Below are 14,916 nucleotides of genomic sequence, written 5' to 3' on the forward strand. Positions count from 1 at the left end.
TATCTGTATAGTAAAATATTTTTATAAATATCATTATACAACTATTACTTCTCCTCCATTATCTTCTAATATATTTTTTATATTTTGGTCAAAAAAATCTGTAATAAATATATCAATATCGCTAAAATCTGCAAATTTAATCAATCTGTATTTTTCAAATTTAGATCTGTCTGCTAATAATATAGTTTGTGCAGAACATTTTATCATCAATTCTTTTATATGTGCTAAATATAAAGTTCCTATTGATATACCCTTATCTACAGAAAAACCGCCAGCTGAAAGAAATAGTTTATCTGCACTAAAATCTTTAAGCATTTTGCATGTATATTCTCCAATAGTCCAATGAAAGTTATTATCTACTATTCCTCCAAGCATTACTATGTTAAAGCCATAGGGTTCAACTATAGTTGCACAAGTCATATCATTAGTTATAATGGTAAGGTCTTTTTTTGAACCTAGCAATTTTGCAAGTTCATGTATTGTTGTTCCCGAATCTAATATTAAAGTATCTCCGTCATCTATAAAATTTAACGCTTTGTTAGCTATATTTTTTTTAGCTATTATATTATCGTTTCTTAATTCCAGCATTAATTCTTGTGATGATTTTGCTTTTTTTATAGCTCCTCCATGAGTTCTTGTTAATACTCCCAGCATTTCTAAATCTTTTAGATCATTTCTTATTGTGGCTATAGATACTTTAAAATAATCGCTCAATTCATTTACAGTAGCCTTGTTCTTATTATTGATGTATTCTTTTATTTTATCTTTTCTCTCTTCAGCAAATAATATGTCATCTGATTCCAAATTAGTACTCCTTAATAAAAGATTAATTAATATTATATATTTTTTATTTAAAAAAGATAGCTATATAATAAAAATATTGTAAATTATTGTTTATTATTATTTATTATTGTTTATTATTTCTATTTGTTATTTTTATTTATTATTTTTCATAAAAAATTTGACAACAAAAAATAAAATTACTATACTTATAAATGTAAGAAACAATAAAAAGGATTAATAATGAATAATATATCACAATTAATTGATAGCACTATATTAAGACCAGATGCTTCTGAAAATGACATTAAAATTTTATGTGAAGATGCATTAAAATATAGTTTTTGTTCTGTATGTATAAATCCAACTTGGATAAAATACTCTAAGAATATACTAAATAATAGCGGCGTTAAAGTATGTACAGTAATAGGTTTTCCATTGGGAGCGGCAACTACTGAAATGAAATATATGGAAACTCGTAATGCTATAGAAAACGGTGCTGATGAAATAGATATGGTAATTAATATAGGTTTATTAAAAAGTAAAAGTTTAGATAGTTTTAAAGAGGATATTTTAAAAGTTAGGGAAGCTTCAAAAGATAAAATATTAAAAGTTATAATAGAAGCTTGTTTATTAACAGAAGAAGAAAAGAAAATATCTTGTGAGATATCAAAAGAATTAAAGGCTGATTTTGTAAAGACTAGTACAGGTTTTTCAACTTATGGTGCTAAGGTTGAAGATGTAAGACTTATGAGAAATATTGTTGGTGGTGATATGGGGGTAAAAGCTGCAGGCGGTATAAAAACATTATCTGATGTTAAGGCAATGATTGAAGCTGGTGCTAACAGAATCGGTACAAGTAATGCTGTCAATATAATAAAAGAAATAAAATAAAAAAAGGAGTATAATTATGAAAAAACTTTTATTTTCTTTATTATTAGTATCTTTAATAGTTTCTTGTTCTGGAAATAAAGATGCTAGTAGTTCATCATCTAACCCTAATGCAAAAAAAATTGCTGTTATTTTAAAAGCAACTGACTCAGAGTTTTGGCAATCAATGGCAGAGGGAGCTAAAAAGTATATGGAACAGAATCCAGATAAAGTGGAAATAAGTATTTACGGACCTCCAACTGAAGCTCATATAGCTGAATTAGTTTCTATTTTGGAAAATGTTGTTTCTCAGCAGCCAGATGGTATTTTAGTAGCTCCTCCTAATGCTGATTCTATAGTAGCTGCTGTAAATGATGCTAAATCGCTTAATATACCAGTTGTAACTGCTGATAACAGTATTAATACTGAGGTAAATGCTCATATAGCTACTGATAACTTGGTTGGTGGTGAGGCTGTGGCTGATGCTTTAGTAGCACATATGAAAGCACAAAATAAACCATTAAAAGGAAGTATAGCTATAATTGCTCCAGATGTATTTGAAGTTATTGAGAAAAGAATTCAAGGTTTTAGAGATAGAATGAAAGTTATAGCACCAGAAATGACAATATTAGATCCAAGATATTGTGATAATGATATAGCAAAATCTTTAAATATTTCTCAAGATTTAATTTTGTCTCAAAATGATTTAGTAGCATTTTACGGTGCTAACAATCACAGTGCAGATGGAATAGCTCGTGCTTTAAGAGAAACAGGAAAACAAGGTCAAATATTTGCTGTTGCTTACGATTCAGACCCTGAGGAGATACAAGCATTAGAAGATGGTGTTTTAAATGCTTTAATAGTTCAAGATCCTTGGGCTTTAGGATATAAAGGTGTTGAGTTTCTTATGGCTACATTAAACGGTGAAGAAGTTCCTGAATATTTTAACCCTGGAGTATTTGTAGTTACAAAAGAAAATATGACAGAAGAAAAAATGAAAGCAATATTAGATCCAAAATTGAGAAATGAATATTAATTTTAATTTAGGAGAGTTTTTATGATATATCGCATAGTAGATAGAATACCTGATTTAAAATTTTCTTTGTTAGGATTTGGCTGTTGGTCTTTAGGGGATCATAGTAATTGGACTAATTCATCAAATGCTGAATCAATAAAAGCTATAAAAACTGCTATAGAAGCTGGGGTGAATTTTTTTGATACTGCACCTGTTTATGGATTTGGAAGTTCAGAGAAGGTTCTTGGCGAGGCTATAAAAGGAAACAGGGATAAAATAATAATAGCTAGTAAATGTGGTTTGATATGGGATGATGAATTAAAGATTAGTAATAATTTAACTAAAGAGTCAATTTTAAATGAGATAGATAATACTTTAAAAAGACTTAATGTAGATTATATTGATATATACCAATTACACTGGCCTGATCCAAAAGTTAAATTAGAACAGGTTCTAGATACTATGCAGATTATTATAGATAGTCATAAAATAAAATATATAGGGTTGAGTAATTTTTATTTATCAGACCTTGAAAAATTTGTTGATAATAAAAAAATTGTTTCTTTTCAAGGTCTGTATAATGTATTAGAACAAGATAGTGATAGTTATCATAATATAAATCTTGGATATAAAATGAAAAGTGAGATATTGCCGTTTTGTGAAAAAAATGGTATAGCGGTATTTCCTTATAGTCCTCTAATGCAAGGATTATTAACAGATAATTTTGATATCAAGAAAATAAATTCAAATGATGTGAGAAATAGTAATCCTAATATTACTAATAAATTTTATTTAGATAAAGTAGAAAAACTTAAAAATTATTCTAATGAATTAGGAATAAAATTATTAGAACTTTCTTATGGTTGGTTAAAATATCAAAAATCTATTACTTCAATAATAAGCGGTGCAAAATCTGATAAGCAAGTTCTGGCAAATACAAAAGCTTTAGAAACAAATGCCATAGGTGAAGAAGAATTTAATTTTATTAATAAAATTATAGAGGATTAAAAATAATTTGGAGTTATAAACTGTGGAACAACTATTATTAATGAAAAATATATCAAAAACTTTTGGATTTACAAAAGCTTTAGATAATGTTAATTTGTCTTTATGTTCTGGAGAATGTCTTGCTTTGATGGGGGAGAATGGAGCTGGTAAATCTACATTGATAAAGATTTTAATGGGAGCATATACTAAAGATTCTGGAGAGATATTCATTGATGGTAAAAACATAAACATACAATCTCCAAATGATGCTAAAAAAAATGGTATTTCTGCTGTATATCAAGATGTTTTTTTGGCTAAAGAATTATCTATAGGTGAAAATTTCTTCTTAGGAAATTTGCCTAAAAATAAATTGGGACAGATAAATTGGAATAAAGTTTACGAGGAAAGTGCTAATCATTTAAAAAAATTAAATATAGAATTAAATCCAAGAGAAAAATTATCAAAGTTAACTATTGCAGGTCAGCAAATGGTAGCTATTGCTAAATCCATTTATCAAAATGCAAAAATTATTATATTTGATGAACCTACAGCTTTATTAACTAATGATGAAAAGATTCAAATATTTAATATAATAGAACATTTAAAAAAATCAGGTCATGGTATTATATATGTTTCTCATAGAATGGAAGAGATTTTTCAAATATCAGATAGGGTTACTGTATTAAAAGATGGAAAATATATAGATACTGTTAATACTAAAGAAACAGATGAGAATCAATTAGTAAAATTAATGGTGGGTAGATCTTTTGAAGATATGTATAATATTGATAGCAATGCTAGTGATGAAGTTGTTTTGGAAATAAAAGATTTATGTTCTTCGGATAATAAAATAAAAAATATTTCTTTTTCTTTAAATAAAAGTGAAATATTAGGAATGTTCGGGTTAATAGGTGCGGGTCGTACAGAAACTATGCGTATGATATTTGGAGCTGATAAATTTAAATCTGGTTTTATAAAGCTTAATGGACAAGATATAACTTTTAGAAATCCAAAAGAAGCTATAAAGCATAATATGGGATATATTGCTGAAGACAGAAAAAATCAATCTTTAGCTTTAAATTTATCAATTAAAGACAATGTTAATTTACCTTCATATAATAAAATTAGTAGATTTGGGGTTATTAATTCTAAAAAAATGGTATCGAATACAAATGAATATGTTGATAAATTGCATATAAAAATATCTAGTATCAATCAAAGTGTAAATGACTTAAGTGGTGGAAATCAGCAAAAAGTAGTAATAGCAAAATGGCTGCTAACAGGATCAAAAATAATTGTAGCAGATGAACCTACTATAGGTGTGGATGTAGGAGCTAGGGCAGAAATATATAAATTATTTGAGAGTTTAACTAAGTCTGGAGTTTCTATTATTTTAATATCATCATATTTACCAGAGATTATGGGGCTTTCTGATAGGATTATGGTAATGCATGAAGGTGTTAATATGGGAATTTTAGAAAAGAAAGATTTTAGTGAAGAAAAAATAATGGCATTAGCATCAGGATTAAAATAATTTTAGGAGAAAATACTAATGAATAATATTGATAAAACTAAAAAAAGATTATCCAATATAGGTACCATAGGAACTTTAATATTAATAATAATAGTAATGTCTATAGTATTATTAATATTAAGACCAAATTCTTTTGGAACTTACACAAACTTCAACAACTTACTTAGACAAACTTCAATAAATGGTATAATAGCACTTGGTATGACTATTGTTATTATAACAGCAGGTATAGATTTGTCTGTTGGGGCGATTGTAGCATATTCAGGAGTACTAGTTTCTCAATTAACTGTTTTGCATGAAATGCCAGTACTTTTAGCTGTATTAATATCTATATTATTAAGTACAATAATAGGAATATTCAATGGTATATTAGTTCATGATGCTAAAATACCGCCTTTTATAGCAACTATGGGAACTATGACGATATTAAGAGGTTTTGTAAAATTTATTACAGGCGGAAGAATGATAAATAATGTTCCTGATTCATTAACTAATATATCTCAAATGAATATATTAGGAATACCATTTCTATTTTTGATATGGTTTATACTAATTATATTTACTTATATATTTTTAAATCACACAGTAGCAGGTAGAAATATTTATGCTTTAGGAAGCAGCAGGGAAGTTGCAAGATTAAGCGGTATTAATATAAGAACACATATTTATTTAGCATATACAATATCAGGTTTATTCTCTGGTATAGCTGGAATATTATTAGTATCAAGACTTGGAGCAGGAATACCAACTGCAGGATTATCTTATGAGCTTGATGCTATAGCTTCTAGTGTTATAGGCGGAGCGTCATTAACAGGTGCAGAAGGAAGTGCTATAGGAACAATATTAGGTGCATTCATTATGCAAATGTTAAGAAATGGTGGAAATTTATTGGGTATTGATCCATTTATACTTGAAATGGTTATAGGATTCTTAATTGTAATATCTGTTTATGTTGATCAATTAAGAAAATTAAAAAAATCTTAAATTAATAAAAAAGTGAGGTATATATAATGAAAAGAAATGGTATTTTAAACAAAGAATTAGTTACTTTAATATCAGAGCTTAGACATGGTCATCATATAATGATAACAGACGTTGGTTTTCCAACACCTAATAATGCTAGAATTATAGATTTAGCTATTACTAAAGGGGTTCCAACAATAGAATTGATATTAAAACTTATAGACAGTGAAATGGTTTCTGAAAAAATCATATATGCTAAAGAATTAAGAACTAATAATCCTTCTTTACATAAAAAAGTTTTGAATATATTTCCAGATGCTGATAAAGAAGAAGTATTGCATACAGAGTTAGTAGAAAAATATTCTAACAATATAAAATGTTTCATTCATACTGGTGAATATTCACCTTGGGGCAATATTATTCTTGTATCAGGAACAGATCCTTATTTATGGTTTGAAGATGAAACTACAGTAATTACTGATTTTTATCACAAACGTTTCAAACAAATTAAAGAATCTGGCAAAGATGATATGTTTATTAAAAAAGATTTTAAAAGAGATATTTAATTATTGGAGAGTATATTATGGGATCTAAAATAACATGTCTTGGAAGTTTTGTAGTAGATTTAACTTGCAGATCAGAACATCTGCCTATACCTGGCGAAACTGTAGCTACAGATTATTTTAAAATGGGACCTGGAGGTAAAGGAGCAAATCAATCAACTGCTTCTAAAAGAACCGGAGGTAATATAACATTAATGACTAAGATAGGTAATGATTTATTATCAAAGGTAGCTATAGAAAGTTTTAATAAAGAGGGTTTTGATCCAAAATATATTATTAGAGATGATAATAATTTCACAGGCATTGCTTTAATAATGGTAGATAAAAATACTTCACAGAATTCTATAGTTGTGGCTGCTGGTGCTTGTGAACATATAACAGATGATGACTTAGAATTATTAAGACCAGAAATAGAGTCATGTGATATATTTTTAACACAATTAGAATTAAATTTGGATAGCATAGAAAAAGCTATAGATATTGCTTATAAGAACAATAAGACAATAGTACTTAATACCGCACCTGCTAAAATGATATCAGATGAAGTATTAAGAAAAGTTACAATAGTTACTCCAAATGAAATAGAGGCTTCTATATTAACAAATGTAGAGGTGAAAGATATAGATAGTGCAAGAGAGGCAGCTAAAGTATTTTTCAAAAAGGGAGTTCAAAAAGTTATAATAACTTTAGGAAAAAATGGTTCTTATGTAAATGATGGAACTAAAGAAAAATTTGTGCCTTCAATAGATGTAGAAACAATAGATACTACAGGAGCAGGAGATGCTTTTACAGGTGGTCTTGTTACAGCATTATCTGAAAAGATGGATTTATTTGATGCTGTGGAATTTGCCACTGCAGTTGCAGCTCTTTCAACTACAAAACTTGGAACAGCACCTTCTATGCCTTACAGAGATGAAGTAGATAAATTGTTAAAAAATAAATCAAATAGAAATTAAGGAGTTTACTTATGAATAGCAGCAATATTACTAAAGAAGAATTATGTAGAATGTTTGATCATACATTTTTAAAAGCTTTTGCTAGTATTGAAGATTTTAAAAAATTATGTTCAGAGGCTGTGCAGTATAATTTTGCTATGGTAGCAATTAATTCATATCCTGTAAAATTATGTAAGAGTTTAGTTAAAAATTCTGATGTGCATGTAGGGGCTGCAATATCTTTTCCTTTAGGACAAACGACTCTAGAAGATAAAATATTTGAAATAGAACAAGCAGCTAAAGACGGGGCTGATGAAATAGATTATGTTATTAATATAGGGGAGTTAAAGAATAATAATTATGATTATATTAAATTAGAAATGGAAAAAATAGTAGAAACAAGTAATAAATTAAATTTAATTTCTAAAGTAATATTCGAAAATTGTTATTTAACTAAAGATGAAATAAAAAAAGTAGCTAGCATTGCAAAAGAAGTAAAACCCAATTTCATTAAAACAAGCACTGGCTTTGGAACATCAGGTGCTTTAGTTGAAGATGTAAAGCTTATGAAAGATGTAGTTGGTAATGATGTAAAAGTAAAAGCATCTGGTGGTATAAGTTCTTGGGAAGTATGTAAACAAATGATAGATGCAGGTGCTGAGCGTATTGGTACTAGTAATAGCATAAAAATTCTTAATGAGTTTTTAGAAGCAAGTAAATAATTAGATTTTTCAGCTGTAGATTTATATTATATTTTTAGGAAAAAATATGAGCAAGTATATATTATCACATGACTTAGGAACATCTGGAAATAAAGCTGTGTTATATGATGTAGATGGGGTTTTAGTAAAAAGTTTAACTGTAAATTATAATGTAATATATTCTAATAAAAATTGGGCAGAGCAAGATCCTAATGAGTGGTGGAATGCTGTATGTGTATCTACTAAGTCATTATTGCAAGGAATTAATGCAAAAGATGTTATTGCTGTATCATTTAGCGGGCAGATGATGGGTTGTGTATGTGTGGATAAAAATGGAAATTGTATACGAAATGCTATTATTTGGTCTGATATGAGGGCATCAAAAGAAGAAAAGCATATAAGAGAGAATATAAGTGAGTTAGATTTTTATCATATAACTGGTCATAGGATAAGTCCATCTTATGGCGGTCAAAAATTTATGTGGATAAAAAATAATGAATTAGACACATATAAAAATACATTTAAAATTCTAAATGCAAAAGACTATATAATACTTAAATTGACAGATAAATTTGGAACAGAATATACAGATGCTTCTTCAACTTGTTTATTTGATTTGAATAAACTTAATTGGTCTGAAAAACTTATAGATGTTATGCAAATAGATTATGAAAAACTTCCTGATTTATATAAATCTACAGATATTATTGGCTGTGTAACCGAAAAAGCATCTAAAGAAACAGGACTTTGTAAAGATACTCCGGTTGTATTAGGTGGCGGAGATGGTGTTTGTTCTGCTGTTGGTACAGGATGTATAAAAGAAGGAATAGCTCATAGTAGTATGGGTACATCTTCTTGGATATCAATTACTAGTAAAGAACCGATATATGATTCTGATATGAGAACATTTAATTGGGCACATATAGTTCCAGGATTTGTATTGCCTACAGGTACTATGCAATGTGGGGGCGGAGCATATTCTTGGGTTGTAGATTCTTTATTTAAAAATGAAAATCAGTTATTGAAAGAAAAAAATATAAATATATATGATATACTAGAAAAAGAAATAGAATCTTCTAAACCTGGAAGCAATGGAATAATATTTTTACCATATTTGATAGGGGAGCGAAGTCCAAGATGGAATCCAGATGCTAAAGGTGTGTTTATAGGATTAAAAATGGAAAATGACAGAAAAGATTTAGTTAGAAGCGTATTAGAAGGCGTTATTATGAATCTTGCTATAGTATTAGATATTTTTCAATCAAATAATCAAAACATAAAAGAGATTGTTGTAATAGGAGGAGGAGCTAGAACTAATATTTGGCTTAGTATAATGTCTGATATTTATGGTGTTGATATTTTAAAACCAAACTATTTAGAAGAAGCTTCATCTATGGGGGCGGCAGTAACTGCTGGTGTTGGTGTTGGTGTTTATAAAGACTTTGATGTTATAAATAAATTTTTAGAAATAAAATCGGTTTATAAGCCTAATATTGAAAATAATAAAATATATTCTAAATTAAGAACAATTTTTGATGATTCTTATAATTCTTTAATAAAGATATTTTCTAGTATTTAATTTGTATTAGATTATTTTTGTTGATTTTAAAATTATAATATTTTATTTAATAAAAATAAATTATACTTATTAATTAAAAGAAAGCCATTTTATAATAATGAAAAACAATAGGTTATGTTTTATATTATGCTATTGCAAAAATATACTTTATATTTTAGTATATATAAAATGTTTTTAGGAGATTAAGGTTTATGAGAATTATTAATATTAATACTAACAAATTACATTCTATTCTTTTTATACTGCTTCCTATTGTTTTAATAGTAGGTTTTTTAATTTTTTCTAGCGTTACAATAGTATCAACAGGTGAGGTTGGTATAAGAAGCAGATTAGGTAAGGCTATATCGGAAGAAGAGCCTGGACTTCATTTTAGAATACCTTTTATAGATAGCATTAAACCTATGGAAGTAAGAGAGCAAACTGTTGAAAAGACTTATGCTGTATCTTCTAAGGATATGCAAACTATATCAATGACTTTGAATGTTCAATATTCTATAACTGGTGATGCTTTAGAATTATATAAAAAATTTGGTACAGATTATAAGAATAAATTAGTTAATCCAAGAATATCAGAGAGTCTTAATGCTGTTTCTGCAAGATATACAATAGAAGAGTTTATTACAAAAAGAAATGAAATGGCTGGAGAACTTTTAAAAGAGGTTATGGCAGATTTTGAGAATTACGGTATTACAGTTGCAGCTTGTTCTATTATAGAGCATGATTTTTCTGATGAGTTTGACCAAGCAATAGAGAGAAAATTAATAGCTTCTCAAAATGCTCTTACTGCCCAAAATGATTTAGAAAAAGTTAAATATGAGGCAGAGGCTGAAATTACTAAAGCTAAGGGTATAGCTGAAGCTAATAGAATAATGCAAGAATCTTTAACACCTCTTTTAATACAGAGAATGTATATAGAGAAATGGGACGGTAAAATGCCTCAAGTTTCTGGTTCTGGTGTTACTCCTATGATACAAGTAAAATAATTTTTACAATTTAATATAAAAAATCTTACTTTTTTTGTAAAATTTATGTATTTTTCTAAAAAATTATTATATAATAATTTTATAATAATTTTTTGGAGTTTTATATGGGACAAGCTATTGTTATAGTAATAGTGATAGTATACCTAGTAGCTATGCTTTTTATAGGTGTATATTCTAGTAAAAAGATTAGTAATAGTAATGATTTTGCTTTGGCGGGTAGGAATTTAGGACCAATACTTTTGGCAGGAACTTTGGCTGCTACAAATATTGGAGGTGGTACTTCACTTGGTTTGGCAGAACAAGCTTTCGGTAAATGGGGATTTTCTGCTGTTTGGTATGTAATTACGGCATCTTTTGCATATTTAGTACTTGCTTTTTTGGCTCAGAGATTTAGAAATGCTATGGTTACTACTGTATCTGAGTATTTTTATAATAGATACGGTAAAGCAAATGCATTAGTTACTTCTATTATTATGGGGCTTCCTATGATAGGTATTACTGCTGCTCAGATTATAGCTTCTGCAAGTATTTTAACTGTTATGACAGGTTGGAATTATAAAGTATCTGTTGTAATAGTTACAGTTGTAGTTACAGCGTATTCTTCTATGGGCGGACTTTGGGGAGTTGCTTTTACTGATTTAATACAAGGTTCATTAGTATTTATTGGAAGTTTGGTTGCTATACCTTTTGCTTTGAATTATGCTGGAGGTTTTGAACATGTAATTTCTAATCTCACACCTGCACAAAAATCACTTACTGCTGGTATGGGTTGGCCTACTATAATATCACTTACTATAATGTATATAGCTTCATATTCTGTTGGTCCTGAAATTAGTCAGAGATTTTTTTCTGCAAGAGATTCTAAATCACTTATGATAGGTTCTTTAATGGGTGGGTTAGTTTGTATATTATACTCTTTATTTCCTGCTTTTTTGGGTCTGATTGCTTCTAGTGTTGTAAAAGATGGTCTTCTCACTTCAGAATTATTAACCTCTGAGGGAAGCAGATATATTTTACCAGTGCTTGCAATTCACACAATGCCTCCTGTTATAGTTGGATTATTATTTTCTGCTTTAATATCAGCTACTATGTCATCAGCTGACTCTGATATGCTTGCAGTTTCTGTAATAGCTACAAATGATATATATAAAAAATACATAAATAAAAATGCTACAGATAAACAGCTTCTTTTCTTGGGAAGAGTTTGTATGGTTGTAGTTGGACTTATATCTATGTTTATAGCTTTTAGGGCTGCTAATTTAATAACTATACTTATGTTTTCATTTAGTTTACGTGCTGCCGGAGTATTTATACCATATTTATTTGGAAACTATACTAAGAAAAAATTATCAGCAGTAGCTAGTATGGGTTCATTGATAGCTGGAAGTGTTGTTACAATATTCTTCCAATACAATAAAAATATTAATCTATTTGGAGTAGACCCTATAATACCTGGCATTGTTGCTAGTTTAATAGTATTTTTAATTCTCTCTTCTATAATACAGCCTAAACCAGATGCAAACAATTAAATAATTAAACAATAAAAAAAGAGGAGTATATTCAAAAATATATTCCTCTTAATTATTTTTAATAATTATATATTTTAAAATCTTGCATTCAAATAAGGCATAGGGTTTTTATGGTCGCCTGCTATTCTCACTTCAAAATGGCAGTGTATACCAGTTGTTCTTCCAGTATTTCCAATCATAGCAATTTTTTGTCCTCTTTTTACTTGCTGACCGCCATGTACCAAAAGCTCTGAATTATGACCATAACCTGTTTGGTATCCATTAGCATGCTCTATAAGTACAAACCAACCATAACCATTTTTCCAACCTGCAAAAACAACTTTACCGTCAGCTGCTGCTAGTATAGGAGTGCCATAAGGACCTGCAATATCAACACCATAGTGATAACTTTTTTCCTGTGTAAAAGGAGAAAGTCTAGCACCAAATCCGCTTGATATTCTTCCGCCGCCTGCAACCGGCCAGCCTACTGGTATTTCTTTATGTATTATAGAAGATACGTCCATAAATGTTAAAATATTTTTTTGATATCTATCTATTTCATTTAAAGTTTTATTTATATCATTATCATTGTTGCTATTATTATTAAAAGAAGAGTTGTTATTATAATCTATCAAATAAGAAATATTTTTTATAGTATCATTATAGTCTTTTAAAGATTTCGAATATCTGTTAAGTGAATCTTTGTATTCTGTAATTAAACTATAAGTTTTAGCCTCTGTAGCTGATAATGTATTATAAAAATCTCTTGCTTCTTTTTGTTTATAATATGCATCAAAACCTGTATAGATTAAAGATGCAAAAATTAATACAAAAAATAGTATCATAAAATTATTAATAGGTAAGCTTAAGCCTTTTTCTTCATTATTATAAAATATTAATATGCTTCTTTCATGATTACCTTTTTTTATGATAGCTGATATTATTTTATTGAAGAAATTTCTTATAGGCAAAGTTGAATCATATATTTTAGAAATAGATATTTTTAAATGATAAAGCTTATTATGATTTTTTTTGTATGTTGTTTTTTTATTATAATATTTTGGATATTTCGCAGCTTGTTTTTTATTATTAGATTTAAAATTATTTACAAATTTATTAGCTACTTTACTTTTATCTTTAGATGTTTCTTGTATATAATATTCGTCTAATTTGATATTAGATTTTGTCTCAAAAGTATCTCGCGTTTGAATAATAGACCTCCAGTTTATAAATCAAATAAAGTATTCTCTTTATAATTATCGTTATTTTTTACATTAATATTTAAATAGCTATACGCTTTTATTGTAGCAACTCTTCCTTTTGGTGTTCTCTTAATAAAACCAGATTGTATTAAATATGGTTCTATTACATCTTCTATAGTTTCTATCTGCTCAGATAATGAAACAGATATAGTATCTACACCAACAGGTCCTCCATTATAATTTTTTATTATAGTATCTAGGTACTGTTTGTCAAGGGCTTCAAAGCCATTTTTATCAACACCCAACTTCTCTAAAGATTCGGATGCAAATTTTTCATCTATTTTTAAAACATCAGAAACCGTAGCAAAGTCAAACACTCTTCTAAGTAATCTATTAACTATTCTAGGTGTTCCTCTAGACCTTGATGCTATAGAAATTGCAGCTGAGTCTGTTATATCGATATTAAGAAACTTTGAGCTTCTTTTTACTATATCTGCTAAATCTTCGTTTGTATAAAACTCAAGTCGCTCTACTATTCCAAATCTATCATATAAAGGAGTGCTTAATAGTCCGCTTCTTGTTGTAGCTCCTATTAGAGTGAACTTTGGAAGTTTTACTCTAAAGCTTTTAGCACTTGTTCCTTCTCCTACCTTTATATCAACAAAAAAATCTTCCATTGCCGAATAAAGTACTTCTTCAACAACAGTTCTAAGTCTATGTATTTCATCTATAAATAATATATCTTTTTCGCCTAATGTTGTTAGTATAGATGCTAAATCACCTGGACGTTCTATTACAGGGGCAGAAGTTGCTTTGATATTGCTTCCTAATTCTTCTGCTATTATTTGAGCTAGGGTAGTTTTGCCTAAACCAGGAGGTCCGTAAAATAATATATGATCCAAAGAAACATCTCTTTTTTTAGCACTATCTATAAAAACTTTTAATTTAGATTTTATATTTTCTTGCCCTATAAAATCATTGAATCCTTTTGGTCTTATAGAAGAATTATTAACATCATAAGAGTTTTCATTGGAGTTAGTTATACTTTCTTTATCCAATATTTAAAATCCATATTATTTAATTGTGCATATATTATATTATAAAAAATGATTAATAACAAATTTATTTTTTATATAAATATTATTATTTTTTATGTAAAAAATTATAAATGTAGTTTTATTAAATTATATATTAGTTTTTTAAGTACTCTATTATAAAAATTTACTTTCCATTTCTTTGAGCTTTTTTTAGAATATCTGCAATTTCTCTAAGTTTAAGATTCTCTGCTATATCTAA

At 28.1% G+C, this 14,916-nt stretch carries 14 protein-coding genes; 11 read left to right on the plus strand and 3 right to left on the minus strand.

All coding sequences use genetic code 11. The annotated features are described in order from the left end of the window. Window positions 1–33: 33 nt before the first annotated feature. Window positions 34–804: a DeoR/GlpR family DNA-binding transcription regulator gene (locus tag E6A48_RS06405; RefSeq protein WP_014933775.1), complete on the minus strand. Its 771-nt coding sequence runs from the start codon at window positions 802–804 to the stop codon at window positions 34–36. Window positions 805–1,023: 219 nt separating this feature from the next. Here E6A48_RS06405 and deoC (E6A48_RS06410) point away from each other — a divergent pair, with 219 nt between their 5' ends. From deoC (E6A48_RS06410) to E6A48_RS06460, 11 genes are all read left to right on the plus strand, one after another. Continuing rightward, a complete protein-coding gene (gene deoC, locus E6A48_RS06410) occupies window positions 1,024–1,674 on the plus strand; it encodes a deoxyribose-phosphate aldolase (protein ID WP_014933774.1) in 651 nt (216 codons plus the stop codon). 16 nt (window positions 1,675–1,690) lie between these two features. After that, window positions 1,691–2,686 carry an ABC transporter substrate-binding protein gene (locus E6A48_RS06415; RefSeq protein ID WP_014933773.1) on the plus strand — a complete coding sequence of 332 codons (996 nt, stop codon included), beginning with the start codon at window positions 1,691–1,693 and terminating at the stop codon, window positions 2,684–2,686. 21 nt (window positions 2,687–2,707) lie between these two features. Further along, window positions 2,708–3,673: an aldo/keto reductase gene (locus tag E6A48_RS06420; RefSeq protein ID WP_219709221.1), complete on the plus strand. Its 966-nt coding sequence runs from the start codon at window positions 2,708–2,710 to the stop codon at window positions 3,671–3,673. Window positions 3,674–3,695: 22 nt separating this feature from the next. After that, window positions 3,696–5,186: a sugar ABC transporter ATP-binding protein gene (locus tag E6A48_RS06425; protein WP_219709222.1), complete on the plus strand. Its 1,491-nt coding sequence runs from the start codon at window positions 3,696–3,698 to the stop codon at window positions 5,184–5,186. Window positions 5,187–5,204: 18 nt separating this feature from the next. Beyond that, window positions 5,205–6,170, plus strand: a complete 966-nt coding sequence (locus E6A48_RS06430; RefSeq protein WP_219709223.1) for an ABC transporter permease — start codon at window positions 5,205–5,207, stop codon at window positions 6,168–6,170. Between the two features lie 26 nt (window positions 6,171–6,196). Continuing rightward, window positions 6,197–6,715, plus strand: coding sequence for a D-ribose pyranase (rbsD, locus tag E6A48_RS06435; protein ID WP_219709224.1), 519 nt, complete (start codon window positions 6,197–6,199; stop codon window positions 6,713–6,715). Window positions 6,716–6,732: 17 nt separating this feature from the next. After that, complete coding sequence (rbsK, locus tag E6A48_RS06440) at window positions 6,733–7,668, plus strand: ribokinase (protein WP_014933768.1); 936 nt, start codon at window positions 6,733–6,735, stop codon at window positions 7,666–7,668. 11 nt (window positions 7,669–7,679) lie between these two features. Beyond that, window positions 7,680–8,369: a deoxyribose-phosphate aldolase gene (gene deoC, locus E6A48_RS06445; RefSeq protein ID WP_219709225.1), complete on the plus strand. Its 690-nt coding sequence runs from the start codon at window positions 7,680–7,682 to the stop codon at window positions 8,367–8,369. Between the two features lie 46 nt (window positions 8,370–8,415). Further along, on the plus strand, window positions 8,416–9,927 hold the full coding sequence (xylB, locus tag E6A48_RS06450) for a xylulokinase (RefSeq protein ID WP_219709226.1): 1,512 nt from the start codon (window positions 8,416–8,418) through the stop codon (window positions 9,925–9,927). A 191-nt stretch (window positions 9,928–10,118) separates the two neighbouring features. Beyond that, entirely contained in the window at window positions 10,119–10,910 is a 792-nt protein-coding gene (locus tag E6A48_RS06455) for a prohibitin family protein (protein ID WP_219709227.1), read from the plus strand. 104 nt (window positions 10,911–11,014) lie between these two features. After that, a complete protein-coding gene (locus E6A48_RS06460) occupies window positions 11,015–12,439 on the plus strand; it encodes a sodium:solute symporter family protein (RefSeq protein ID WP_219709228.1) in 1,425 nt (474 codons plus the stop codon). Between the two features lie 74 nt (window positions 12,440–12,513). Here the strand turns inward: E6A48_RS06460 and E6A48_RS06465 are convergent, their stop codons facing one another. Both E6A48_RS06465 and ruvB read right to left on the minus strand, forming a co-directional pair. Further along, window positions 12,514–13,572 carry a M23 family metallopeptidase gene (locus E6A48_RS06465; protein ID WP_407928830.1) on the minus strand — a complete coding sequence of 353 codons (1,059 nt, stop codon included), beginning with the start codon at window positions 13,570–13,572 and terminating at the stop codon, window positions 12,514–12,516. A 71-nt stretch (window positions 13,573–13,643) separates the two neighbouring features. Beyond that, window positions 13,644–14,678 (minus strand): Holliday junction branch migration DNA helicase RuvB, encoded by a 1,035-nt coding sequence (gene ruvB / locus E6A48_RS06470; RefSeq protein ID WP_013243805.1) that lies wholly within the window; start codon window positions 14,676–14,678, stop codon window positions 13,644–13,646. Between the last annotated feature and the right edge of the window lie 238 nt (window positions 14,679–14,916).

The organism is Brachyspira pilosicoli, assembly GCF_019402445.1.
GTDB classification, from domain to species: domain Bacteria; phylum Spirochaetota; class Brachyspiria; order Brachyspirales; family Brachyspiraceae; genus Brachyspira; species Brachyspira pilosicoli_B.